This is a genomic window from Patescibacteria group bacterium (genome assembly GCA_018896645.1).
In the GTDB taxonomy this organism is placed as follows: Bacteria; Patescibacteriota; Patescibacteriia; order UBA2591; family JABMQE01; genus JAHIMF01.
The window spans coordinates 1-26,426 of the sequence record JAHIMF010000009.1 but is presented as its reverse complement, the minus strand read 5'-3'; the positions used below and the strand labels follow the sequence as shown (position 1 = coordinate 26,426).

Annotated in this window: 25 protein-coding genes; 9 read left to right on the top strand and 16 right to left on the bottom strand. The window is 39.0% G+C overall.

The features are described from left to right. The 16 genes from KKD20_00700 to KKD20_00625 all read right to left on the bottom strand — a co-directional run. On the bottom strand, positions 1-518 hold a 518-nt coding region (locus KKD20_00700), incomplete at its 3' end, for a hypothetical protein (GenBank protein ID MBU4331631.1). Between the two features lie 191 nt (positions 519-709). Next, complete coding sequence (locus KKD20_00695; protein ID MBU4331630.1) at positions 710-991, bottom strand: hypothetical protein; 282 nt, start codon at positions 989-991, stop codon at positions 710-712. Positions 992-1,004: 13 nt separating this feature from the next. Continuing rightward, complete coding sequence (locus KKD20_00690; protein MBU4331629.1) at positions 1,005-2,801, bottom strand: N-6 DNA methylase; 1,797 nt, start codon at positions 2,799-2,801, stop codon at positions 1,005-1,007. A gap of 5 nt (positions 2,802-2,806) precedes the next feature. Next, positions 2,807-4,612, bottom strand: a complete 1,806-nt coding sequence (locus tag KKD20_00685) for an N-6 DNA methylase (GenBank protein MBU4331628.1) — start codon at positions 4,610-4,612, stop codon at positions 2,807-2,809. A gap of 1 nt (position 4,613) precedes the next feature. Continuing rightward, complete coding sequence (locus KKD20_00680) at positions 4,614-7,568, bottom strand: DEAD/DEAH box helicase (GenBank protein MBU4331627.1); 2,955 nt, start codon at positions 7,566-7,568, stop codon at positions 4,614-4,616. A 338-nt stretch (positions 7,569-7,906) separates the two neighbouring features. Next, positions 7,907-8,863: a hypothetical protein gene (locus tag KKD20_00675; GenBank protein MBU4331626.1), complete on the bottom strand. Its 957-nt coding sequence runs from the start codon at positions 8,861-8,863 to the stop codon at positions 7,907-7,909. Then, the gene (locus KKD20_00670) at positions 8,860-9,669 is read right to left on the bottom strand and encodes a hypothetical protein (protein ID MBU4331625.1); all 810 of its coding nucleotides are present in this window, start codon (positions 9,667-9,669) and stop codon (positions 8,860-8,862) included. Before KKD20_00670 ends, KKD20_00675 begins: the two co-directional genes overlap by 4 nt. Positions 9,670-10,191: 522 nt before the next feature. Further along, on the bottom strand, positions 10,192-11,994 hold the full coding sequence (locus KKD20_00665; protein ID MBU4331624.1) for an ABC transporter ATP-binding protein/permease: 1,803 nt from the start codon (positions 11,992-11,994) through the stop codon (positions 10,192-10,194). A gap of 167 nt (positions 11,995-12,161) precedes the next feature. After that, complete coding sequence (locus KKD20_00660; GenBank protein ID MBU4331623.1) at positions 12,162-13,067, bottom strand: hypothetical protein; 906 nt, start codon at positions 13,065-13,067, stop codon at positions 12,162-12,164. A 181-nt stretch (positions 13,068-13,248) separates the two neighbouring features. Further along, complete coding sequence (locus tag KKD20_00655; protein MBU4331622.1) at positions 13,249-13,650, bottom strand: hypothetical protein; 402 nt, start codon at positions 13,648-13,650, stop codon at positions 13,249-13,251. A 279-nt stretch (positions 13,651-13,929) separates the two neighbouring features. After that, a complete protein-coding gene (locus KKD20_00650) occupies positions 13,930-15,993 on the bottom strand; it encodes a beta-propeller domain-containing protein (protein MBU4331621.1) in 2,064 nt (687 codons plus the stop codon). A 109-nt stretch (positions 15,994-16,102) separates the two neighbouring features. Then, positions 16,103-16,786 carry a hypothetical protein gene (locus KKD20_00645; GenBank protein ID MBU4331620.1) on the bottom strand — a complete coding sequence of 228 codons (684 nt, stop codon included), beginning with the start codon at positions 16,784-16,786 and terminating at the stop codon, positions 16,103-16,105. 3 nt (positions 16,787-16,789) lie between these two features. Beyond that, the gene (locus tag KKD20_00640; protein ID MBU4331619.1) at positions 16,790-17,590 is read right to left on the bottom strand and encodes a hypothetical protein; all 801 of its coding nucleotides are present in this window, start codon (positions 17,588-17,590) and stop codon (positions 16,790-16,792) included. Positions 17,591-17,598: 8 nt separating this feature from the next. Next, positions 17,599-18,057 (bottom strand): hypothetical protein, encoded by a 459-nt coding sequence (locus KKD20_00635; protein ID MBU4331618.1) that lies wholly within the window; start codon positions 18,055-18,057, stop codon positions 17,599-17,601. A gap of 112 nt (positions 18,058-18,169) precedes the next feature. Continuing rightward, a complete protein-coding gene (locus tag KKD20_00630) occupies positions 18,170-18,547 on the bottom strand; it encodes a hypothetical protein (protein ID MBU4331617.1) in 378 nt (125 codons plus the stop codon). Positions 18,548-18,619: 72 nt separating this feature from the next. Continuing rightward, positions 18,620-21,697 (bottom strand): isoleucine--tRNA ligase, encoded by a 3,078-nt coding sequence (locus tag KKD20_00625; GenBank protein ID MBU4331616.1) that lies wholly within the window; start codon positions 21,695-21,697, stop codon positions 18,620-18,622. A 190-nt stretch (positions 21,698-21,887) separates the two neighbouring features. Here KKD20_00625 and KKD20_00620 point away from each other — a divergent pair, with 190 nt between their 5' ends. From KKD20_00620 to KKD20_00580, 9 genes are all read left to right on the top strand, one after another. Further along, on the top strand, positions 21,888-22,151 hold the full coding sequence (locus tag KKD20_00620) for a DUF5320 domain-containing protein (protein ID MBU4331615.1): 264 nt from the start codon (positions 21,888-21,890) through the stop codon (positions 22,149-22,151). Positions 22,152-22,299: 148 nt separating this feature from the next. Next, positions 22,300-22,668, top strand: coding sequence for a NifB/NifX family molybdenum-iron cluster-binding protein (locus tag KKD20_00615; GenBank protein ID MBU4331614.1), 369 nt, complete (start codon positions 22,300-22,302; stop codon positions 22,666-22,668). A 12-nt stretch (positions 22,669-22,680) separates the two neighbouring features. Continuing rightward, on the top strand, positions 22,681-23,022 hold the full coding sequence (locus KKD20_00610; protein ID MBU4331613.1) for an aspartate 1-decarboxylase: 342 nt from the start codon (positions 22,681-22,683) through the stop codon (positions 23,020-23,022). Then, positions 23,022-23,381 carry a NifB/NifX family molybdenum-iron cluster-binding protein gene (locus KKD20_00605; GenBank protein ID MBU4331612.1) on the top strand — a complete coding sequence of 120 codons (360 nt, stop codon included), beginning with the start codon at positions 23,022-23,024 and terminating at the stop codon, positions 23,379-23,381. Before KKD20_00610 ends, KKD20_00605 begins: the two co-directional genes overlap by 1 nt. After that, complete coding sequence (locus KKD20_00600) at positions 23,378-24,313, top strand: ATP-binding protein (protein MBU4331611.1); 936 nt, start codon at positions 23,378-23,380, stop codon at positions 24,311-24,313. Before KKD20_00605 ends, KKD20_00600 begins: the two co-directional genes overlap by 4 nt. Beyond that, the gene (locus KKD20_00595) at positions 24,310-25,359 is read left to right on the top strand and encodes a cation diffusion facilitator family transporter (GenBank protein MBU4331610.1); all 1,050 of its coding nucleotides are present in this window, start codon (positions 24,310-24,312) and stop codon (positions 25,357-25,359) included. Before KKD20_00600 ends, KKD20_00595 begins: the two co-directional genes overlap by 4 nt. A 19-nt stretch (positions 25,360-25,378) precedes the next feature. Further along, positions 25,379-25,660, top strand: coding sequence for a DUF134 domain-containing protein (locus KKD20_00590; protein MBU4331609.1), 282 nt, complete (start codon positions 25,379-25,381; stop codon positions 25,658-25,660). A 124-nt stretch (positions 25,661-25,784) separates the two neighbouring features. Beyond that, positions 25,785-26,054 carry a DUF5320 domain-containing protein gene (locus KKD20_00585; GenBank protein MBU4331608.1) on the top strand — a complete coding sequence of 90 codons (270 nt, stop codon included), beginning with the start codon at positions 25,785-25,787 and terminating at the stop codon, positions 26,052-26,054. Positions 26,055-26,209: 155 nt separating this feature from the next. Next, positions 26,210-26,398: a hypothetical protein gene (locus KKD20_00580; protein MBU4331607.1), complete on the top strand. Its 189-nt coding sequence runs from the start codon at positions 26,210-26,212 to the stop codon at positions 26,396-26,398. Positions 26,399-26,426 lie beyond the last annotated feature (28 nt).

The following is a 26,426-nucleotide window of genomic DNA, read 5'->3' as shown; positions in this document are numbered from 1 at the left end:
TTTTCTCGTCTTGCTTTGTATCTTACTCCTTCAATAAACTGCCTTACCTTTTTATCATTCTTTTTTTTAAAAATTTCATAAATAGCACCTTCAATTCTTTCTACTGTTCTCTGATCTAAATCTGTGGGAATAAAAAATATTTTATAACTTTTTAACAATTTTTCTATAAAAGAAGTAAATTTTTTATAATTATTTAAAAAGTCAATGGTCTTGCCTTTTTCTTTGCCAAATCTTCCATTCCAGACCACAAAATCTTCATCCTTCATTAATTTATCTAAATCATATAATTTGTATCCTCCGGAAAGAATCTCGTGAATATGCTCCCTGAATCTAATTTCGTAACTTCTTTTGGTGGTGATTCCAACATATTCCACCAAGTATCCATCCTTATATTTGAAAGTAAGTAAATACAAACCTGATAATTTGTTTTCTGGAACATCAAATAAATTATTTTTTCCTACCAAATTAAACGGTCCTTCTGTTTTTAACTTTATTTCCTTCTTAAATAATTTTTCCATAAATTTGTATTTTTTGCTCAGGAGCACGGGAGGGATGGAGATACTTATTTCTTTTATACCTCAACCTCCCGGATTTCTAGCTCGGTTTTGCCTGTCCACTGTAGCTCCGGCTTGCCGGAGCGGAGGCGGGCCTTCTTTTTTGCCGGGCTGTTGGAAGGGGTGGGTTAAGTGAGGTGAGGGGTGACATAGGATTATTTTTTATTCCTTCTTTTTTCAGCCCTCGTGCTGTAAGCTACATCTTCAACGGCTACCAATTTGCTTTTACTTAATACAACCTTAATCGCGCGAGGAATGTCATCAAAATAATTAAACATCTCGTCCTGCGGTTTTATACCTTTTGTTTTGTTTGCTTCAATATGAACATTACCGCAAGTCCAAAACGGAATTTGGTCTTTTTTAGTACCAACCCGACCCGGCAGATCATTGGTAAAAAAACGGATTGTAATGCCTATTGTTTTGTTGTCTTTTCTCATATTTTTTTAATTATTATTTTAATAAATCCTCTAAAAATTTGCTGATTTTTGTTTCGGACTTTCCCTTTTTTACTTTTTTCGGTTTCTCCTTTTTAACTTCTACTTTTTCGACCTTGGTTTTGCTAAATAATGATTTTTGACGATTTTTTATTCTTTCTTCTCTACCAAACTTGGTAATGACTTTTTCGATTTTTTCTAATTCAGCTTTATTTTGCCATTCCCGCCATTGTTCTAAAACAAGATTTAATCTCTCCTCTAACCATTCACCAATCTCACCCGATCTGGATTCAACTTTATCAATATGTGCTAAAAATATTGGATAATTCAAATGATTTGCATCAACTTCTAAACCTTCACTTTTTTTGACTTCTCTAATTTTCTCCGCGTATAGAATAGACATTTTCATGGAAGCGGATTGCGCGCCTCGCCTCAGTTGGCTCACGGTTGTTCCTCTTTTGAAAGATCCCGGAGGCAAACTAATTATCGCTAGAATATTGCAATGCTTAGTAATATATTTTCGCAAAAATTCATCTTGAGAGTTTGAAAACACTCCTTCTGGCAATACCAAACAAATTTTTCCGCTAATTCTAGCAGATTGTATCGCTTGTTGGATTGATAATTCGTACTCACTGGGTATTCGTTCGTGTCGAGCATTTTTTATTTTCAAATCTTCTAGCCCCTCATCTCTTATTTTTTCAAGATTGCCGTGTTCATATTTACTACTTCCGGCGGGATTGCCAACAACCAGATCCCACCTCTTGCCATGATAAAATAAGCCATTATCTTTCTTTATAGGCATTGCCTTTAATTCTTCATCGGTCTTTCTAAAATAAAGTGCAAAATAAGTTTTAGCGATGATATATGGTAAATCCTCAATATCAATTCCCATCACATTTTCTAAATCCAAATTATTTTGATCAATAGCTGTCGCCAAAAATCCTCCACTCCCACACTCAAAATCTAAAACTTTTGTGTGTTTATTTAATTTACCAATCAACCCGAAGACAAAATCAATAACACATTTCTCAGTCAGATACTGGTTAAATTCTTCACCTTGGAAAGACCGTAAAATTACCTTGCGGAATTCTTTGGCAATTTCAGGGCCAAGCGAAGCAATAAAATCAAATCGCTTGAATAAATCGCGGATAGCCTTTTGACCTTGTAAATCTAATTCGGTATAAGGGTAATCACCAGTGTATTTTTGCGGATTTAATAAATAGTTATGAATTTGATAAACAACTTCCTTAACAACGTCTTTTGTTATTTTTTCTTCTTTTTTGTGGTATTTAAAAATAGAGATTAATTCATCAAAAAAATCTATGCTAAAATTTTTCGGCTCCAAAATACGAGCCCTGTATTCTACGGACAAACCATAATATGAAATCAATTCTTCAAATGGCAATACTTTAATTTCTTCGGTGGTAAAATCAGGGATTGGTTTTGAATAATCTATGCTCCATTTATAAAATTTAATATCTTTTCCTGCGGTCGTAGCTAAAATTTTAGGCGGCAATCCGGATGGAGAAAATTCAACCTTGTCTATTGGAAAATTTTTGAGATACGCCAGCGCCTCTTTTAGCGCGGCTTCGTGGCTTTTGTGTTTTGTTTTGGCTTCAACCAAAAGCACCGGCTCACCATTGTGATAATAAACAATATCAATAGAGCCGGATCGGCCGCCACTTGGCCTGAAAATTGGGACATCGTTTATTTTTACCTTTTCTGCGTCATGAATCGGATAACCAAAACTACTTGCCAAAAACGGCAAGATGTCATTGTTAATATAAGAATTTTCTGACCTTTTTTCCGGCATAAAAATTAAATTGCGTCTTTCCTTTCGCCGCGAATAACGGCCTCGGTTTTAGCGATTAAATCTCTAAGCATTTTTTCGGCAGTTTCTATATTCCTTTTATATTCAGTCTCATTATTATCTTTCTTCGCCCACATCGCTTTGTCGTGATATTTGGACATTTTCTTGTATTCGGATTCAATGTTTTTTTGGATTAATACTGGCATATCAGGAATCAAAATTTGATATAATTCATCTTCACTTAAATTTGGCTGGCCAACGCCATTCTCTATTCGCTCGATTTGCATTCGCCCAAACTCCGACATTAGGAAAACTACAGCATAAAACGGATTGATATCTTTATTAAATCGAATAATATCTAAAGCGCCATTTATAAGATAAACCCTCTTTGGTTCTTCGGTTATAACAACACTTTGGCCTAGTGAGGCACCGGTTCTTGTGAAGATAAGGTCATCTTTATGAATACGGGCATCTTTCATTCTTTGCCAGAATTTATCAGAAACAACTTGGTATTGTTCAAGATCAAATCCAGTATCATTCATACTTGTGCCTTCAAGAAGTCGGTTGTTTTTATTAACAGTGATACCTTCACCTTTTTCTCCTCTGGCTGCCCTAGGAATATCTCCTTGCTTAAAAAATGATATAAAATCACCAAATCCTTTTAGGTTGTTGTGCGCTGACATAATTTTAATAATATCTTCATATTTACTGTGCCAAAACTTTACATCAAACCTGCTCCATTCTAAATTCGGAGATTTGCAAGCATCCATCATTTCCTTTAAAGTTTTATCCACCCTCACCATCAGGATTTCCCGACCTTTTTCATCTGTTGTAATTTGAACTAAATTTTTCTTGTTCATAGTTTTATTGTAATAATTTTTATAATTATCTTTAACTAAATTAAAGTTTTTTTCATCAAGAGAATCGACTGAAGCAAGAAAGACCGGATAATCTTTCTGCTTCTTCTCTTGGTCTTTATATTTTTGCAAAAACAAAATGCTTGTTTTGGCGGAAGTGCCGACATTTTTGAAAGCGTCGCGAGGAAGAGAAACAATCGCCTCCACCTTTGCCTTCTCGCTGATAAATTCTCGCACATAATGGGAATTAGAATTAGTTAAAATACCGTCTGGTATAATAATCGCAATCCATCCGCCGGGTTTTGCCAGTTGAATAAACCTGTCAATAAATAATACTTCTATCGGAAAAGATTTAAGTCTTAATTTTACTTCAGAACTTACTTTATTAGCTTTCTCGGTTGATGACAAAAAACTCCCTTGTCTATCTGCCCCTATAAGATAATTTCTTATTTTCTCAGGCAGCACTTCATATTTTGATAAATTTAAAATTAAATCATCAGATAACTTTGTTTCACCCAAGCCAATTCCTCCATAGGGCGGATTGCCAACAACTGCATCAAATTCTCTCAATCCACCTTTTTTGTGCAACATTTTTTTCTCTGGTAACGGTAAAAGACCGTTCTGATGGTAGAAATGAAAGTCCAGATCTGCTTTTGAGCCAAAAGATCTTAAAAGATTAATTTTTCCCCATCTTTTTTTAACCTCATCATCAATATCCACCCCCCAAATGTATGTTGGTATAGTAAATTGTGATTCAATGGCTTTTTTAAGAAAAACCCCCTCGCCAACGGCCGGATCAATAACCGATGGAAAATGTTTTCGTGATTCCCAACGGCCGGTTTCTTTTTCTTCTTTCTCTTTCCAAATTTTCAAAATGTCAAAAACAAAATCCGTGATTCTTTGGTCAGTGTAAAAAATTCCCAAATCCTGTTTTTTTTGCTTTATTCCTTTTGTCATACTATTGAATAATGAAATGCGTCATCGCAATCATTTCTTCATAAAACTTTAATTCTAATTTATCTCGCAATGCTTTTTGCTCTTTTTCTCGCTTTTTTTCTCCCTCTGCCCGCTCTTTATATACCTGCATATTCAATCTGCCCAATTGTATATCAATATCTTGTATTCGCTTGCGATATTTTTCGCGTTCTGAAAAATCAGAAGAATTATCCTTTTTTCTCTCAATCTCTTTTTTCTCATTTTCGTATTTTTTAATCCTGTCTTGAGTTCTTAAGGAGTAATCATTATAAAATCGGCTTATTCTTTCTATTTCTCTATCAAAAAGCCGTTCATTTCTTTTTTGATATCTTTCTATAACAGGTTTCTTCCATTTTTCCCAAGTTTTTATCAATAACTCTTTTTTAATTGGCGAATCTTTAAGTGTTTTGCCGATACTTTCATTTTCCACATCAAGCAATTCATTCGCAATGGCAATATCTAATACATCAAACTTGCCTTCTACTTTTTCAATAAACACCAATGGCGCCAAAATTTCTTCTGTTTCCACTCCAGCTATTTTTAATTTCCAAAGAAAAATAAATCCTTCCTTTCCAGTTGTGCCACTTAACTGGGATATTTTACTGTCATGTTTTGTCAAATCGAAAACTAATGATGGTATTGGCTTTGTTTGAAATTTTAAACCGTCTTCAATAATTTTACGGATAATCGGGTGGTCTTTGTGGGCGCGGGATACTTTTCCTTCTTCATTATCATGAAGCTCACGAAAAGCAACTGGGAATTTATAATTATCTATAATAAACATCGCTTCATCATCAGTCGGTTTGATCTTTTTGCCCAATGATAATTTACAAAGACTCAGTAAATCTTTGTCAAAATCCGAAATCGCTTGCTTTGTTTCTGCTTCGGTTTTTTTGAATAAAGCGGCAACAGCTTTGTCCGCACTTTCCAATAATAAATTTCGATATTGTAAAGTAGTTTTAGAAATAACATCTTTGAGGCTTTCCTGTAGTTCCGCGAACGCACTGTCATATTCTTCGGGACTACGACAACTTTGATAAATTTCAAGGATCCTTTTTTCAAAATCAAGACCGGATTCCAAAGCACCCAAAATTTCATCAGAACTACCAAAAAGGCCATTAAATAAATTAAGTTTCTGATCTAATAACTCCAATACCCGTTCGTCCGCGTAATTTTTAGTATTAAGAAAATTAGTAACTACTACTTGATATTTCTGACCATAACGATGGCAACGGCCAATTCTTTGCTCCACCCTTTGGGGATTCCACGGCAAATCGTAATTTATAACAATGTTGCAGAACTGCAGGTTTAAGCCTTCCGCACCTGCTTCGGTTGTCAGAAAAATCTGATTGTTTTTCTTAAAATCATATATCAAAGCTTGGCGTATATTTGCACTAAAAGAACCTTGATTGGCCGCCTCCGGAAACTCCTTTTTCCAGCGATTAAAAGCTTCTCTGGCTTCAGACGAATTATTAGAACCATTGAATTCTGTAAAAGAAATTCTAGCTTTCTTGAGAAGTTTGGATAGATAATTTTGTGTGCGTGTTGACTCTGTAAATACTACTGCTTTTTCCGGCCATTTCTTTTTCTTTGCTTGTTTGAAAAGTTCAAGCAGGGCGTTAATAAGTGCCTTACCTTTTGTATTCTCTTTGATTTTAGTTGCTAATGAATAGTATTCCCCCAATTCCGCGATTTCCTTTTTTATATCCTCATCACTAAAAGTATCGCCAACGCGTTGTTTTTCCTTTTTCTGACCTTGTTCTATACCTTCCAATTCAGATTCTTCAAGTTCTTCCACCAGTCCTTCATCGGTTATTGATTCCGGATTTAATTCCTCGGTTGATGCTTCCTCTTTTCTTAGTTTTAATTCGTTCTTTAAATTCTCACTCAACTTTTTTAAAGTGTCGGCGATAGCAAATGATGAACTTGCTAATAATTTTCTATAAACGAGAACCATTAAATTCCTTTGCGTTGCGGTAATTGCGGCCACATCAGGACGCTGAAGATAAGCCGAAACTTTTTCATACAATTCAATCTCCTCATCGGTCGGAGTAAAATCAAAAGTTATTGATGTCCTGTCGGTAAATTGTACATATTCTAAAACCTGCTTTCTTAAAGTCCGAGTAATAATTCCTGAGATTGACATTGGATCGTCTTTTTCTTCTCCGCGAATTAACTTTTGCAATTCCTCTAATCTTAATTTGGCAAACTCTGACTGATCTTTTAGTGGCTGTATAAATTTTGTTTTAAAACTATAAGGAGATCCGAGAAGCTTATCATCTATAAAACTTGCGATTCCATATAATTCTTCAAGATTATTTTGTAAAGGCGTCGCGGTTAGTAAAACCTTGGGCTTGTCCTTAATAATCTCGCGAATATCATATGCCATCTTTGAAGCGTCTCTTCCTTTAAATACCCGCCTAAAACGATGCGCCTCATCAATAACAACAACATTCCACGGCTGCTTTTCAATCAAACCAAGGTGAGTATAAATAAAATGATAAGAGACAATAAAAACTCCGTCATAAGTAAACGGAACTTTATCACCGCTATTTATTTGCGCGTTGAAAGAGGGTCCATCCCAAACTTCTGATTCAATGCCAAACTTTGAAAGCAATTCATCTTGCCACTGCTTTCTAAGCGATGCAGGAGTTATGACTAAAATTCTCCTTTTTCCTTCAGCCCATAATTGAGATATGATAATTCCGGCTTCTATTGTTTTACCTAATCCAACTTCATCAGCTAGAATTGCGCCACGTGAAAGCGGACTATTGAACGCATAGAGTGCCGCGTGAATTTGATATGGATTAAGATCAATTGTTGATTTTGCCAAAACCGAAGATAAACGACTTAAAGAACCTGCCATCTTCTGTAGACTTATTTTCTCTGCAAGATATCTTTGCAAAAAAACATTTTTTTTCCTATCTTCTTTTGGCATAATTTTGCTTACTTTACTAATGTACCAATGTAGACTATAAGTGACATTTTATATCTTCATTCTCCCACTTCCAACTCAAAAAGTCAATTTAAAAACCAAAAAAAACCGCCTCATCTACCTCTTCGGTAGACAAACGGTGGACAGGCGGCGGACAAGCAACGAATTTTGCGGGATAAGAATCAAAAAATCAAGTTTAAAAAAAGCCTTCAGTAGAATATCCACTAAAGGCTTGGGTGTGAAAGATAAAATGAGCCCGGGAACGGCAGCGGAATCCTTGGCCAGTACAGCGCCTTGTTAGGCTTGCTTCTCTAAGGAAACAACAATTCTTGCGGTGTATTTCATGCTTTTGTCTCTTCCCATTCCTCCACAAAGGGTTTGATAGTATCCAGGATTAATTGGTGAATATCAGGTCTGGCAATAACCAGAGGGATGGTATCCTCCAGATTGTATTCTCGCCAAGATTTTCCTTTAGCATCTGTCACCTTCATTCCACAGGCTTCAGCGATGGGAATAACACCGGCAATATCATAAACCTGAAGCATTGCCTCTTTTTCCTGGCCGTGTCCGTCCTTGGTTGACCAGTAATGCCGTAGGTCAACGTAGGCATCAGTGGCATTGCGCAACAGGTTTATAATATCCATGCCTGAAGCGCGGCAACCGTCGTAAACTTTTAGCTTTTTGTCATAAAGCGCCTGTTCTACTCCTCCTTTTTTCAGACGATGGCTGTTAGAATATCCAATCACCAAAATCCTCTTGCGGCTGTCACCTCGGGTTGACACAACCGAAGACGGTTGAATCACTTGGCTATTGCAAAAAGCCAAAAAATTATCATCAACAACACAAAGCGCCGAAAAAACCTCACCCTGATCAAACGTATAAACTGTTCCCAGAACAAGATGTTTCAAACTTTCACTGGTGCTAAGCGCCAACGAAACAAGACCTGTAGGACGATATTCCAAGGCAGCGGCCAGACAACGTTTGGTGTTTGTTGTTCCTTCAATTTCATCAATAATCAGAACAAAACGTTGATGCTTTTCGGCCTCAATAAGGATTTTCCTGAATGGTCTCAACTCAAAGCGAACTATTCCTTCTAACTGGGGCAAATGTCGATCAAGGGCCGCCTGCACCCTTTCACGGGCAAAAATATCAATGTTTGAAGATTCGTGCCCTTTGTAATCGGCTGTGTCAAAAACTTCTGTGCCGCGCTGGGTAAGTATTTCTTCTCCGGCTTCCTTAACAACTTTTTCTAAGGCGAACAGTAAGTCTCTCTTTTGGCCAAAACTTAGGGTTTTCATGTTTTGTCTCCTTTCTGCAAAAGCACAGCTTCAGGAAATCCTATTGCAGCCCCAATATACCGATGGTAACCAGCCTTCCAGATTACTTTGCGATCTGGGGCTATTATGCTTGATGAATCAACCTCCATACAATCTTCGTATTTTTGGTTGTCCACGGTAAACTTTTCACCATTAACCTCCACAACAAATGGCGCCAAATGGCGCCTCCGCAGTCTTTTATCGAAATCTTTAAAATATTCCTTCTTTTTCTCAGAACTCTCCATTGCTTTGAACTGCCCTGTTCTCAGCCCTTCTTCCAAATTAATCTGAAAAACCGGGAGATCGGTGGCAAAATGCTCTTCCTTAAAATATATTGAAGATCCATCGTATCCCAAAATTTCATTATTCACTCCCACCAAACCCGAAAGGGTTTCGCCTGTCAAGGTATCAACAATGCCATATTTACCTATATCCAACAACCTATTCCCAGACCTATGAAAAACTACAATATCTCCCCTGCCTTTTATGGTCACATATCCTTCAAGAGCTTTTTGCAGCTCCTCCGCGGATGCCAGTCTATTAACATGTGTTATTAATGCACTGCGAAATCTCTGGACAATTTTGGTAAATTTTTCAGCCTTCAAAGAATAAACGCCAATGCAAATGGTACGATAATCGAACTCGGTTCCACCCGTTGCTTGTCTATAATTTTCGGCTTTCCAACCATACTCAGTATCATAGGTATCATACGAAGAATCAAGTTCCCTGCCGCCAACTAATATGAATCTCATTTCTGCCAAAGCGCAAACAAGAGCTTCTGTAAACATGTCTAACCTCCTTTTTGGTTGTTAAGGTACAAATTGAGTTAAGCACTAACTTAACCTTTCTAAATCGTATGTTACACCAAACTAAAAAAAAGTCAAGTCTGAGCCACTGCGGGGTTCAGGGCAAGCCCCAACCAAAAAAACCACCCTTTCGAGCGGATTTTGGGGATGTTTATTAATGTTTATTTCTAAAACCCTCTTTCTTTTCATCCAATTTGACATTGTGGATAAAACCCTTGCTTAATATAATAATATATGCTATATTCTAAATAGTGCTTGGAGGGCCTTGGCCCTGTCACGGCTAGATCCAAGCTGTAACCAAGTGCTACTAAAAAATACCGGTAAAACGGTATTTTTTAGTTGTTCTAATCATTATCTGGGTTTCCGGAATGTAAAATCCTCTTACATGATAGCTTAATCTAATAATTTTCATTTCTTGGGTTCCTTGAAAGAGTCCAAGATGTATCTGGCCTTATACAGAATAAAATCATAAAAACCAAGGAAGCATTTAGAAAAAACTCTAAATCATTTTATATATCCGCCTTTTTGGAGGTTCCAAAGATGTTTGTATGGGCCTTTCTCCCGGATTAGCCGGACATGTTTGCCTTGTTGGATAATCCGGCCTTTTTCCATGACGATGATTTGGTCAGCGCCCATGATGGTGGAGAGGCGGTGGGCAATGATGATAGAAGTGCGCCCTTGCATCAGCTTTTCTAAATCTTGCTGGATTTCGTGTTCTGTTTGGGAATCCAGAGACGAGGTGGCTTCATCAAGGACAAGAATCTTTTTGTCGGCTAAAATAGCTCGGGCAATAGAGACGCGCTGTTTTTCACCGCCGGACAAACGGACCCCCCTTTCGCCAACTATGGTTTTTTCTTTTTGGGGGAAGTCGGCAATAACTTTGTCCAGCTGGGCAAACTTGATAGCGGCCAGGACTTGTTTTCTTTCGGCTTTGGGGTTGGAAAAAGCAATGTTGTTATAGATGGTGTCGTCGAATAACACGCACTCTTGGGGAACAATGGACATTTCATTTCTTAAAGATTCCTGCTTAAACTCGGCTATATCCTTGCCATCGATTAGGATTTGGCCCAGGCCCAGATCATAGAAGCGATAAAGAAGCCGGACTAATGTGGTTTTGCCAGAGCCGGAATGGCCGACCAGAGCGACTTTTTTGGCTTCCGGGATTTTCAGATTGAAATCTTTAAATAATTTTCTTTTTTGATAATTAAAAGACACATTTTTAAACTCGATTTCTCCTTTTTGGATTTTTAGGTCTTTAGCGCCGGGCTGGTCTTTTATGACGTTATCGACCTTATAGTGCTGAAACAGGACTTCAAAATCGGCCATGGAGCGATAGTAATCCCTCAAGCCCCGGACAAAACCAAACATTGGGCCGATTAAAGAGCCGAAAACAGTGTAGATAAAAACAACAGAGCCGAGGGTGGTTTTGCCCTGCAAAAAATCAACCAAAGGGAAATAAATTAAAAGGAGCGTACCAACGGATAATATTAAAGCCCGGCCGGCATCCATCCAGTTATAATAATCCCAATGCTTAACCATGGCGATTTTTACTTGCTGGCTTACTTTTTTAAATCTTGATTTTATAATATTTTCCTGGCCAAAATATTTGATGGAGTCGATGTTGGTAAAAAAATCAGAGATATTGGCTTTTTCACGGTCTTCGGTTTGGTTAAGTATTATGTTGGCCCTTTCCTGCATTCTTTGGATGATGAAACTGTAAACTATAAGGACAATGATGGTTAGGACGGCGATAAGAGCCGGAATTTTACTAAAATAAAACAAAGAAGCAGCGGCAACGGTTAGCTGGAAGGTTAGGGGGGCGAAATTAAAAATTATAACATCGGTCAGCCTTTCAATCGCGCCGGCGCCGCGAATTAAACGGGAAATCAGGGAGCCGGTTTTATTGGTAGTATGGAAATTATAGTCCAGATGAATTATGTGGTTGAAAAATTTTTGTTTTAAATCAGCAACCAGGCCGGATTCCATTCGGTTGAGCAGATAGATATGGACATACCTTGAAATCATGTTGATTAGGGCAAATGAAAGATAGACAGCGGCAACTGTTAATAATATTTTGATTAGGGCTTCGGCAGTTATGCTGCCTCCGGTGAATTCGGCGCCTTTGTCTATGATAATTTTAAACAGGAACTTGTCGGCAATATCGATAAATTCCATAATAAAAATTACAAACAAAACAGCAAAAAATATTTTTTTGTAATTTTTGAGGATGCCAAAATATAACTTTAGGTTGTATTTAAAGTCGATGTTTTTTTCCCCTTTGATTTTCTGGGATAATTTTTGGAGCATAGCTTTATTTTAACAGATTTTTTGAGAAGATACAAAAACGCCCCGAAAGAGGCGTTTTGGTTTTGTTAAAATCTGAAAAAATCCACTTCATCCCGCCTCGCCGGACTTCGACGGTGAGCTCAGTCGAACCGCGGACAAGCGGCGAATTTTAAGGTTTTATTTTAATTTTAATTCCTCCGGCACTTCTTTTTTCCGACTTTGATAACTATTTTTTGGCATAATTTCTCTCTTTTAATTTCCCCCCCGCTTTTTGGAGATTGCAAAAAATTTTCTCCGCTCACAATCCTTTTCCCTGTCTTACTCTCCAGTTCCCTCCTTGCGTTCTTAGCAACATGACCACCTTTCTTCGCAGGAGTTTTATTTTCTTCTAAGCCCTTAGATTCCATAGTTTCGGCAATCTGGCGAGTGGAAAGTTCCGCCAAGGCCGTAAAAACCAGCTCCGCGTCAGACATATGATCGCGTAAATTTTGCGTTTTTAATTTTTTTAAATTTTTATGTTCTTTGACAGTTAAATCACTCCATTCTTGATGGATTATATTAGTGAGTATCGCGTACTCGTCCTGCTCTTTTACTTCATTATTTTTCCAATAATCAGTGAGTTTATTCCTGATTTCCTGACCCATCATGCGCTGCTGGATCCATTTTTGGCTTCGGCCCATTCTTTGCCAATAATTTCTTGAGCGGTTGAGTGCTTTTTCCGGATCAGATATTTCCTGTATTCTTTCATAGCCGACTTTTGCCAGCCAGAGTTTAATCGGCTCGGCTTTTTTACTCGGGACGGATTGAATAATTCTAAACAGATGCTCGGGGTTTCCAGCTAAAGTTTTTCTATTTTTTCCGGTTTCCGTAGCCATTTCTACCTGGGGACAATTTGTCCCTATGTAATCAGCGATTTCAGGATCTCTTTTTCTTAATTTTTTCAAATAGTCCGTCGGGTTGGCGCTTTCAGTAAGCGCGAAAATAATATCAACCACCGAAAAATACCAGGTCTCGGTTTTCTCGTCATAAACTCGGCGGATTTTCTTGCCTTCAAAAATCGTAATTTGTTTATTGTTTGTCTTTTTGTTGTTCATCATAAAATTATTTTAATTGGTTTGATTATTTTTTACTCCCACTCAATTTTTCTCATATAATCCAAGGCTGTTTTCATAGACGCCTCCTGACATTATAATACTCTCGTTGGCATAAAAAATCAAAATAAAAAAAATAAAAAGGAGAACAAACTTTGTTCCCCCTTGGGATTTCTGGCTTCGTCTATAGCCCCCCGCCGGACTTCATGGCCGGCGGCACTATTGTGTCCAGTAAAATATTCGGCTGCACACTCCTTTTGGACAAAGAACATATTGAGAAAATTGCCCTGGCCTTATTGGCTTCGCCCAGGGATTCCACGCACTGCCTTAAATTATCTATAATACTTGATAGCTCATCATTAAGCTCTGCGAATGTTGGCTCGGTTATCTCTAGGTATTGAACCAATGCTTCATCGCCTCCTTCCTGGAGATATTTGGACAATTTTTTTGCCAAATATATACCAGAAATTAGGCAGTTATTCATTTGCTCGGCTGTGTCTCCCAACGCGCCAATCATTCCAATTAATTTTTGATTTGTTAATATCACCTGCTCTGATAATGCTTCTGACATTTTACCTCCTGTCATTTTAATATAACAGTCAATGTTTCGCGGATTTTTGTTTTAGTTTGCGGGTCATTAGCGCCAAAAAACCATTGCCCACCGCTGATTTGACAATTTTTTATGTTAGCACAGCAACAAAAAAAAGTCAAGTCCATTAGCTGAAGCTTGATTGGTTTCTTGGGGTTTTTCCGGCAAACATATCGGCTCTTGGTATCTGCCTCGTCAGCAAGACAAGTAACCAAGAGCCAGCGACGGGAATCGCCTTCAAGAATGTGAAATATAATTCAATTTATCATAACAAAATTACAATTCCAGCTCGTTTACCCGCTCCCAATCAATCTCGCTGACAACGGAAATTTTGTCTTCGCCGATGATGTAGAGATAATCGTTGATATACAAAGCGCGCTTGGCCCTGATATCAGAGATTGCTTTTTCAAGCTGAAGTTTGTCGCTGGCATAGGAAAAGATATAGCCGCCGTTTGAGCCGGGCAGGAAGAATATTTCGTGCTTAGAATCGGCTAAAAAGGCGTGATGGGTGTTTAGGATATCCGACCAATATTCGCTTAGAGTATATTTTGATGCCTCTTTGGGATTGGTTGGATCGCTGACATCAAAAAGGGAGATTTTAACCTGATTGTCTTCTTTGCCGATTCCAAGAATTCTGTCTTTGGCGATTGGGTGCAGGTATGAAGAATAGCCGGGGATTTTGAGTTCGCCTTTTAGCTGGGGATTTTTAGGATCAGACAGATCTAGGACATAAAACGGATCTGTTTGGCGGAAGGTAACGATATAACCCATGTCGGCGATGAATCTGGCGGAATAAATTCTTTCGGTTAAGCCCATATTGGCGACCGAGCCGGTGATTTTGAGCTCATCATCTAAAACATAGACATCGTTGGCAGATTCGCCATTGCCCCCAAACATCCAAAATCTGTTGCCGATTGTTGTGGCGATGCGCAGGTGATCGTTATATTCATCAACAGAAAATTGATTTAAGGGCTGGCCAGGAACAACGCCGGTGGCTTGGACTTTAAAATCTTCCAAACCAATTTTTGCGATGCCTGTTTTTTCAAGTTCCCGCTTATGCGCGTCAAAATAATCTTCCAGGCGATTGGAAAGTTCGTTTTCCAATTTTAAGCGGTCGTCATTACTCAAACTATTTTGGTAGTCATTTAAAATAACCTGGAGCTCGGAGAGTTTGGACCCCGCGCTGATGTCATAGTCCATAAGTTTTTTCACTTTTTCGGTTACCCAGCTTGGGAAAATATCAGATTCTTGAATAAGAAAATTATAAAAAAATTCAGTAAAATCTCCGTAATAGGAATAAGTGATATAAAGTGAATCTGTTGACATGTAAACTATAGAAGTGCCGGAAGTGCCGACGAATGAAATGTCTTGGCTGATATTGCCAGTATCAGGATTAATGATTAGAGCCGTGTAGGTGACATCAACTGGTACGGAATTGACTGGATGGTAAACACTAGTGCAGGCGATTTCTAAAATTTTGCCATTGCTTGAGATTGGGCGGATCGGGCAAGGATTGTTGCGATTGATGTTCTGCTGGGTGACAAGGTAGATTTTACCGCCATAGGCCCGGGCGCTGACTAAATAATTATTATCTTCATATTCAACCTTCCATTTTTCATCTGGTTTGCCGGGGTCGGAAATATCATAACCGTAAATAGTGTCATAAGTAAAAACTACAAGCATGTCGCCATAAAGCAGTAAATCGCCTTGCCTATTGATTGAACTCTTGACCTCTAGGTCAGCCGGTGGAAAAGCTTTGATAACTTTGGTGGCAGCTTGTGACTCCGAGGGCGGCATAATCTTTCTGTCCTCCATTATTTCCATCATCATTGGCTCGCGCCAGCCATAGACTTGCTCTTTGGAAAAATATATTTGATTGCCGTCGGTTTTAACGATATCCGGCTCGTCAATTCCCAGAACTTGAACATTGGTTTCGGAAACGCGATCTGGAGTCGAGACCAAATTTTTTTGGGCATTGTCACTAAAACTTGCGGCTGGCGCCATTGCGGCTTCTCCTGCTTCCATATCAATAGCCATCATTTCACTTCGCATTCCGCCTCCCCAGGCAAACCCGCCAGAATAGGCCAGCTCGCTGGCCTGGACATATTCTTTAAATTCTTGTTCGGAAGAAAAGAGCTTAAGCCCTTCAAAATCAGAGCTGGTCGGAGCAGGGATTGTGGGCGGGGCCTGAATTTGAGATTTAACAAAGTAATAACCAAAAACAGCAAAGCCCGCTATAAAAGCCACGATAAGAATCAATAATACTGCGGCTGGAACGACGATTCCATTGGGTTTTTCGGTTTTTTCCGGTTGATTTAGATTAATGTTTTCTGTTTTCATGGTGCTTGGATTTAAAAAATTAATAGGTGCTGTTTATATCTTATACGATATAAAGAAATAAAGCAAAAACAAAAAACCCATCCTCCTCAAGCAGGCCTAAAATCCAACCTCAAATCAACAACACCTCCATTTTTAATTCATCAAGTTCGTCAGCCAAAATGGAGAAATCAATATGAAAATAAGACTCTCTTTTGGCGGTGTCTAAAGCCTGCTCCATGATTTTGATAGATTCATTCATGATATAACGAGTATAGTCGTAGTCGCCTAGGGCATATTCATCGCCCTGATCTGCCTCCCATTTGCTGGTCAATTGGCGATAGGTTTTAGCCAGCAAGGTGCCGGAATACCAGACCAGGTCTTTAAAATCTTCGGTTTCTGTCCAGGGCTCTTGCTGGTCCCCGGCTTTACCCAGAGCCAACATCAAGGATCGCTGCCATTTGTAGACTTGGTTATAGAGAGGAAGCTCGTCAGGCTCGGGCGAGGGTTGACAGTCCGCATCGTCAAGGTTATTCAAATCAATGCCCATTCTTTTGGCATCTTTCCTCAACATTTCACCGACTTCTTTAAAATTTTCTTCTACATCTTCAAATACGGCTTTCATAGAATCGGGATCTTCGCCCCGAGCCAGGTGTTTTTTAATTTGGCGGTTGCGCCGGCCGCAAAACGGGCATTCGTCTTTGCCGCAAGGAATCCGGCGCCATTGGCATTCCCACCATTTAGGAGCCTCCATTTCGTAATCATCCTTGTTGGCGTTTGGCGGGCTAAATTGAGGTTTGGGTTTTTTGTTGGGCATTTTTTAAAACTTTTTAAACTTAACCACATCACCTTCTCTCAAAGGCTCAAAAGTTTGGGGTGGCTGACCATTTAAAGTAAAGCCTAAAACGCCAGCCGGATATTTCTTTTCAAGCTCTGGATAGGTATGAAAAAGAAAATCCAAAACATCAGCAAAGACCGGATTCTCGCCCCCAAATATCACTTCTTCAAAGTCTTTGCCAGTGATTTTAGCGATTTCTCCTTTATAAAAAATCTTCACCGGGCAACCTTGAGGTAGGGCCTGGCCAGGAATTATGGTTGATAGATAAGGACCAGGAGACTCCTCTTTTATTTTTCTTCTATCTTTGGTGACTTTACCCACATCAATAACCGACTCTTCCAAGATATCGCTTTTAAGAAAACTTTGGCATTCTTGAATGGCCATATTAATCCAAATTCTAAGTTCTGGGTCTGGATTTTTTTCATACTTTTCTAAAGTTTTATAAACATCGAGCCGACCGACATGGGCCAAAGTAATTATGGCCTTTTTCTTATCCTCAATACTGACCTCGGAAAATAAAGTCTTTTTGGCCCATTTAATCTTTTCTTCAGGCATTTTGGGATAATCTTCCTGAGGAATTTTTTGATGATACTCAATATATTCAATAGCTACCCGACTCTCTTCACTGTCTGGCGAATCAAAAGCCATAATCGAACCCCGCATTCCTTTTCTTTTCATGGTAGCAACCAGCTCCTGAAACTCTTCATTAGTTAAGCCGCCTTGGTCTAAAATTTTAATTAGCTCTTCTTCACTTAAATTGTCGAAGTCGAATTGGTTTGACATATGTTTTATTATTCATTTTTATAAATAATCTGTTTAACCCGGGTCCAAAATCGAGCTAAAAGACCATTTTTAAAATAATTCAATCTCATCATCAATGAACCCAACCTGCCCGCTGGATAAGCAGTCATTCGAGAAGAGTCCAAATTAGTAGCCTCGCCAGAAGCTGACACTTGAGGTGTGGGAATGTTATCTTCAATCTCCAAATCAGCATCAGGGAAAAGTTTATGGATCATTTCGCGGACCGTACCAATATACTTTGGGAATTCTTCCTTGGAACAAACAACATTATGATAAACATATTTACGGCCACTGGCTCTCTGGGAATACAAAACTGCTTCGATTTTACCATCCAAACATTTCTTACTAAGCATTTTCCAAAGAATAGGACCGTCTTCATCGCGAAGCCACTGGCTGCGCATAATCCTGTAAATTGATTCACCTTTGTTAATTGAAAGTAAAGCTTGCATTCTTCCAAAAAAAATAATCTTATGCTCTTATTTTACCATTTCTTAAAATTAAAATAAATCACCTCAACAAAAAAGCGGCGCGAGATTATTCGCACCGCTTTGGTGATAGATTTTATTCAGACTCCTCAATCCGGATCCTGGCCTCGCATGGAACCTCCACGCCATTAATTATGGCTGTCCGGCCATATTCCAAATGCTCATATTCAATATCCTCTTGAAAATAACGACCTCCATAACCATAAAGCCAAAGAAACTGCTTCCTACTGGATGCCCACTCCCTTAACTCGCCGCTGCGCCAGAGCCACTTGCTTGGCAAAATGAAAACCGAATCCTCAAAGCAGAAGATTGGCTCACCATCAGAGCCGTTCGCAATAGAAAGCAACTTGCCTTCTACCTTGTAAAGCTCATTAAAAACGATCCTAATCCTCTTGCCAATCAAGCCGTCCAGATTACTGCCTTCAACTATTTGATACTTGTTCTCTGCCGGCATTTTGCGCCTCCTTGTTTTTTGGGGTTGAAAAGGACTGCGGGTTTACTATTGGCAGCTTATAATAAAAAAATCCTATTTTTTCTCCACTGCAAGCCCTAATTTAACATCATTAATCTTAACCTCATCCAAACCTTCCCCAACTTCTAAAACTTGCTCGGCTAAAGTCTGCTGTATTAATTCATTTTTATATTTCTGGTCTTCAAAAACTTTTTTCAGCATTGTATCTTGGCAATCATATTTGATGTCAATCCTGTCTTTGAGAGTCAAACCCATCTTCTTTCTGGCTTGATTAACGGTTCTTATCACCTCGCGCAAATATCCTTCTTGTTTTAGTTCTGGAGTTATTTTTGTATCCAACTCAACTTCAAGGTCTTTGTCCCCTTTTTCAACAACTGCTTCTTTAACATTAACCTCATCTTTAATTAATTCCAAATATTCCGCGCCTAATTCATAATTCATAATTCTTAATTCCCGCAACGGCTGCCGGACTTTAATCCCGGCTTCGGCCCGCTTAGCCAAACCCAGCTCCACCACCCGGCGCGCCTTTTCCATGGAATCCAAAACTTTCCGGTCAATGAGTTTTTCTTCATATTTCGGCCAGGGTTCCAGATGAATTGATTTCTGTCCTCTTTCCCCTAATTCCTGATAAATATGTTCGCTGATAAAAGGCGCGAACGGAGCTAATAATTTTATCAGATCAGACAAAACTTTTCTTAAAACGCAGATTGCCTGATTTTTATCCTGCTGGTCGCGGCCCTTAAAGCGCTCCCGGGAACGGCGGACATACCAGACGGAGAGGTCGTTTATGAATTCCCCAATTTTTCTGGCGCTGGCCGTGATCTGGTAATTTTCTAATTCACTAGTTACTTCTTTAATCAACAAATTCATTTTACCCAAAACCCACCTATCCAAAATATTAGTATTATTAGTATTATTAGTATTATTAGTATTATTAGCAAATATTCGATAAAAACTAAAAACATTCAACAAAGTAATAAACACCCTGGAAGTTTCTTTAAGTTCCTGTTCGTTGAATCGCTTGGTTTCGCCGGGCTGGTTGATGGTATATAAATACCAGCGCAAACTGTCAACTCCGTATTTATCAATCATTTCCCAGGGATCAACCATATTGCCTTTTGATTTGGACATTTTTTGGCCCTTCTCATCCAAGATAAGGCCCAAACAAATTACATTTTTATAGGGTGCTTCTTTGCCCAGCAAAGTAGCCACTGCTAATAAAGTATAAAACCAGCCGCGGGTCTGGTCAATGCCCTCCGAGATATAATCAGCCGGATATTTTTTCCCCTTGTCAATCAGCTCTTTGTTCTCAAAAGGATAATGCAATTGCGCAAATGGCATGGAACCGGAATCAAACCAGCCATCCATTACTTCCGGGGTTCTCTTCATTTCGCCGGCGCACTGGCATTTTAATTTGAGCTCATCAATAAATGGCCGGTGCAAATCAAAATTTTCATCAATGCCCAGATCTTCTCTGGAGCCAATAACCTTTATTTTCCCGCATTTTTCGCACTCCCAGACCGGAAGCGGCGTGCCCCAGTATCTTTCTCTGCTAATCGCCCAATCTTTTACTTCTCTTAGCCACTCGCCAAAACGGCCTTGTTTAATGTGCTTTGGCACCCAGTTGATTTTTGAATTATTTTTAATCAGCTCGTCGCGCAACCGGCTCATTTCAAAATACCAGGAATCTTTGGCATAATAAATCAAAGCCGTGTCACAGCGCCAGCAAAACGGATAATCATGGACGCACGTTTCAGTTTTATACAAAAGCTTTCTTTTTTCTAAATCCCGGGTAATATCTTTTTCAACGTCTTTAACGAATTTTCCCTGCCATTTTGGGACAAGCTTGTTAAAAGTTCCATCCAGATTAACAGAATGGACCTTTGGCAAACCGATTTGCTCGCCCAACTCATAATCATCTAGGCCATACATCACCGCGGTATGGACAATGCCAGTCCCCTCTTTTGTGGACACGAAATCCGCCACATAAACTTTAAAAGCGTTTTTAAAATTTTTATCTTTTTGTTTCACCACTTCCGGAAACAAGGGCTCGTATTCCAGGCCAATTAAATCTTTGCCTTTGATAAGTATTACACCGTTGTCTGGATTAAGTGCATATCTAAATTGATTCCCTCCTGGTTCGAAAGGTATCGTTTCAAAAAACCACTTATCTAAAAACAATTTTGAACTACCGGGGTCATCTTTGTATAATCTCCTTTGTTCTTCATAAACTTCTTTTGCTAAAATATAAACTTCTGAACTCTCGTTTTTCCCAGCTTCAATATTGTTAATTTTATCAATCTTGACTCCAACATAATCTATGTCCTCCCCCACCGCCAAGGCCACATTCCCCGGCAAAGTCCAAGCCGTAGTAGTCCAAGCTAAAATATATATGCCATCGCTTTCCTTAATCTTTTCGTCAATATTAACCTTATTAACAACTGTATTAACTTTACCTGTGGTGAGCTTGCCGAACCCATTAACCTTGTCTCTTAGCTCCCTGATTCCTTTCTTTTTTACCTTAAATTTAACATATATGGATTCTTCTCTAATATTCTTATACCCCTGCGCTACCTCATGAGATGACAGCGCCGTGCCGCAACGCGGGCAATGAGGAACGACTTTATAACCTTTATATAACAATCCTTTTTCGTGGACTTGTTTAATAATCCACCACAAAGATTCAATATAATCATTTTCATAGGTAATGTAAGGATTATCCATATCAATCCAAAAACCAATTCTCTCAGTCATTTTTTCCCAGTCCTCTTTATACTCCCAAACGCTTTCTTTGCATTTTTGATTGAATTCCTTAATGCCATAATCCTCAACCTGTTTTTTATTTTTAAGGCCTAATTTCCGCTCTACTTCCAGCTCCACCGGCAAACCCTGCGTATCCCAGCCGGCTTTCCTTTCCACTCTGTAGCCTTGCATGGTCTTGAACCTGGGAATCGCATCTTTAAAAATCCGGGCTAAAACATGGTGAATGCCGGGTTTTCCGTTGGCAGTTGGCGGACCTTCGTAAAATACAAAATCAGCCTTGGGACATTTCTTATCCAGGGTTTTTTTAAAAACATCCTTATCTTTCCAGAGTTTTAAAATCTGTTCTTCTGTTTTAGGCAAATTCATCATAGCGCTTTTATTTTAGCTGAAATCTAGGATTTTGGCAAATGAAAAATCAAGGGCTGGACATTGGAAGTCTAACTGAAACCCAGCCTAACTTTTTTAATTGTGGATAAATCTTTGACAAAATATAATTATGGGTATATACTCAAAACACAAAGGTCAAGCCAATAAATATAATATATAGGAGAACAAAAACATGCCAAGATTTAACGGAACCGGTCCTTTGGGTTCTGGGCCCGGCACTGGCCGCGGCTTAGGTCCCTGCGGCGCCGGAACAGCTTATGGCCGCGGAGGCGGCGGTCGCGGATTGGGTTGGAGAAGATTTTGGGGTTATTATCCAACTCCCGACGCTCCCACCAAAAAAGAAGAGGCAGAACTTCTTTCAAGCGAAGCGGGAATGTTGGAACAAGAGCTGAAAGCCATTAAAGCCCGCCTGTCCGAACTCAAAGGCCAAAAATAAGCAGGCTGGGTTTTTCGGTTAGGCTGGGTTTTAAAACCCAGCCTAACTTAAAACTCAGCCTAACCGAAACCCAGCCTAACTAGGTTTAAATAATTAACATGGGGTGGATTTGGCTTTTAACTAATTTTAACCAAACTAAAATAATTATATGAAAATAGCAATCAGTTCAACAAGCGAAGATATTAACAGCAATGTTTCCGAATTTTTTGGAAGATGCCCCTACTTTATCATTGCTGAAGTTTCCGCCAAAAGCGGATCCGCCTCTGGAGGAAAAAACCAGAAAATAGAAAAAGCCAAGGCGATAAAAAATGAAAATACAGACCAATCCAGCGGAGCCGGCATTTCAACCGCTCAATTAATGGCGGAAGAAAATGTCAATGCCGTAATAACCGGCAATGTGGGGCCAAGAGCTTTGGATGTTTTAAAACAATTTAATATTGAGATTTATTCTGGAAATGGTATAATAAAAGAAGTTCTGCAGGAATTCATAAATGGAAAACTTAAAAAACTTCAATAAAAAAGTAAAAAAATGAGATGGATATTAAGATCTAAAATCCATAAAGCAATTGTAACTGAAGCTGACTTAAATTATATAGGCAGTATTACAATTGATGAAGAATTAATTGAGAAAGCTGGCTTTTGGCCTGGTGAGAAAGTTTTGGTTGTTAGTAATACCAGCGGCGCGAGACTGGAAACTTATATAATAGCGGGCAAAAAATATTCTGGAATTATTTGTATGAATGGAGCGGCCGCTCATCTAATTAAAGTTGGCGAAAAAATCATTGTTATGGGATTTGAATTATCTGATAAGCCCATAAAACAAAAAAATATTCTGGTTGATAAAAATAATAAATTCGTAAGGTATTTATAATGAAAATAGTTATTCCGACAAATAACAAAACCGGGCTTGACGACAAAGTGGCTGAACATTTTGGCCGCTGTCTAACATATACTTTTCTTGATGAAAAAGGCAACTTGGTTGAGATAATCGATAATACCAGCGAACATTCTGGTGGTGTTGGTCTGCCGCCGGAATTAATGAAAAAGCATGGAGCAAATATTTTACTTTGTAAAGACCTTGGACCAAGGGCGCTTAATTTATGTCAACAATTAGGAATAGACGTATATGTAAGTCAAGCAGAAACAGTAAAAGATATTTTTAAAGCCTGGCAAGATAAAAAACTCAAAAAAGCAGGCACGGAAGATGCCTGCGAACAACATAAAATATGAACCTTGTTAGAAATTCTCAAAATAAAAAATCTACAAATCAACCCGAAACTTCTAACGGGGTAAGAATCGCAATAACTGGCGGAAAAGGCGGGACTGGCAAATCAATGGCTGCTGTTTCTTTAGCGATTGAGCTGGCTAAAGATAAAAAAACTATGCTGGTTGATGCTGACGTAGAATGTCCGAATGATCATCTGTTGTTTTCCGTAAGAAGAAAAAAATTCATAAAAATTTATCAACCAATACCAAAATGGAATTTTGATAAATGCGCAAAATGCGGGCGATGCGCTTCTGTCTGCAAACAAAACGCCATTGTGTTTGTTAAAAATAAATATCCGGCTTTTGTAAAAGACATTTGCATTGGCTGCAAGGCTTGCATTATTGCCTGTCCTAAAGACGCCATCTCGGAAACTAAAAAAGAAATAGGCGCTGTTTATGCCGGAAAAAATTATAATGTGAATTTAATTTCAGGCGAACTTAAATTGGGCGAATTAGCCTCCGGGGAAGTAGTGGCCGCAGTTAGAAAACACTCTGAAGAAATCAATAAAAAATTGAGGGCCGATGTTATTTTAATAGATTCTGCGGCCGGAATTGGGTGTCCTGTGATTGCTTCATTGGTGGGCACTGATTATATCGCGGCCGTCACCGAGCCAACACCGTCTGCTTTGCATGACTTAAAACGAGTTTTATATCTGGCCCGCCATTTTCAGATTAAACACGGAATAGTTATCAATAAATATGATTTGGCAAAAAAATTCTGTCTGAAGATAGAAAAATTCGCCAAAAAAAATGATATTAAAATCATTGGCAAAATTCCTTATAAAAAAGACTTTGTTGATTCAACTATAAAAATGAAACCGGTAACCGAGATAAATCCAGACTATCAAAAATTATTTCAAAAAATCATTAAGCAAATAAAATTAGCGATGCAATGAAAGAAAAAATAGCGCTAACTTCCATATTGGCCAATATGGTTTTAGCCGGAGGTAAAATTACTGTCGGTGTTTTTTCTAATTCAGCCGCAATTTTAGCCGCGGGCATTGACTCTTTGTCAGATATTTTTTCTTCAGCCATCAGTTATGTTGGAATTAAAATCTCCAAAAAACCAGCGGATCAGGAACATCCTTATGGACATCATAAATTTGAAGTTTTGGGCGGTGTGATTATTACAACAATTGTTTTAGCAACCGGCATCGGAATTATTTATAAGGCTTATCAAAATTTTCTTAACCCGGAAGATGTTAAAATTAGTTACTTGGCCTTTGGGGTGATGTTATTTTCAGCAGCAGCCAATGAGGTAATGGCCCGGCTAAAAATTTATTACGGTAAAAAAGAAAGTTCTGTAAGCTTGCTTTCAGACGGATTTCATTCGCGAGTTGACGTTTACACTTCTTTAGCAATTTTAGCCGGTTTATTTTTAACTCAATACTGGATTTATACTGATGCTTTTCTGGCTCTCTTGATGGGCCTTTGCGTCATTAAAGGGGCATTTTCAATTGGCAAGGAAGCGGCCGGTTCCTTGCTTGATGTTTCCGCCGGCCAGGAAATAGAAGAAAAAATAAAATCAATTGCCCAAGAACAAAACATTGAAATTGATGCTTTAAAAACCCAAAAAAAGGGCTCGGCTGTAACTGCTAATTTAGAGATAAAATTGCCAAAAGATTTGAGCGTGGATGAAGCGACTAAAATTTCCGGCAGATTAAGGGAAAAAATGATAAATGAGATTGAGGGCTTGCAATATGTCGCTGTTCAAATTACAAGCCATGAAATGGAAACAGGATTCTATAAGCCTGATTTTGGCCGCGGCCTTGGCTGGCAAAGAAAGGGTCGATTTAAGGAAAAAATGGAAAAGGCGGCCGGTCAAGGACCTGGCGGCTGCTGTGTTTGCCTAAAATGCGGTTATAAAACATCACACCAACGCGGGGTTCCTTGCTCAACTTTAAAATGCCCTGCTTGTAATATAAATTTAGAAAGAAAGTAGTTCGATAAAATAAAGCAATATGTCAAGACCAAAACTTTGCCGCAGAATCAGGTTTGATCCCAGTGTAACTTATTTTAAACCTCAAGGTGTACCCATGAGATTTTTAGATATTGTTGAATTAACCACCGAAGAAGCAGAGGCTTTGAGGTTAAAAAATATAAAAGATTTGGACCAAATTAAATGCGCTAAATTAATGAAAACCTCGCAAAGCACTTTCCAAAGAATTTTAGCTTCAGCTTATAAAAAAATTACCAAGGCTCTGATAGAGGGCAAAGCAATAAAAATAATAAAACTAGATTAATTTTATTAGTAATTCAAAGGCGGGTAATTCAAAGGCGGGTTAGGCTACCAATCAATTTCTAATCACTGTTCTTTTTTCTCAACAACCTTCAACTCTTCAACAACCCGAAAGGAGGTGAACAAAAATGCCTAGAGGCGACGGAACTGGTCCCAGGGGAATGGGTCCGATGACTGGACGGGGACTTGGCTTTTGCGCTGGCTACCTTGCCACGGGATTTGAATTTATGAATCCGGGAATGGGGGCTGGTCTGGGCCGAGGCGGCGGCCGAGGTCGGCGTAATATGTTTTACGCCACTGGCTTGCCATGTTGGGTCCGGGCGGCTCAAGGAATGCCGGCCTGGGGAGCACCCCGGTCTACGCACCTCCAACTCGTGAGGAGGAGGCAGCAGACCTGAAAAGCCAAGCAGAGTACCTTAAAGGCGCTCTTGAGGGTATTCAAGAACGCATCGAGGAACTCGGGTAATTCAGGTGACAACAAAGGCGGGTGAAAATTAGATATTATCACCCGCCTCTCTTTTTTCTCAACCACCCAACAACCAGGAGGAACAAAATGAGTAAGCATCCTTATTGGGTCTGCCAGGAGTGCGGAAGTGAAGCTTCTGAAGGCAGGCAGTTTGAAGTATCTTGTTGGCATCCGGGAACCTGTGATATTTGCGGAAAGGAAAAAGAAGTTACTGAATTTAGAGACTTTTTTTACGGAAACCCGCCCAAAGAGGCTAAAAAGGACATAGAAGTCTGATGTAGCCAATAACATAAAAGCCTTCAGT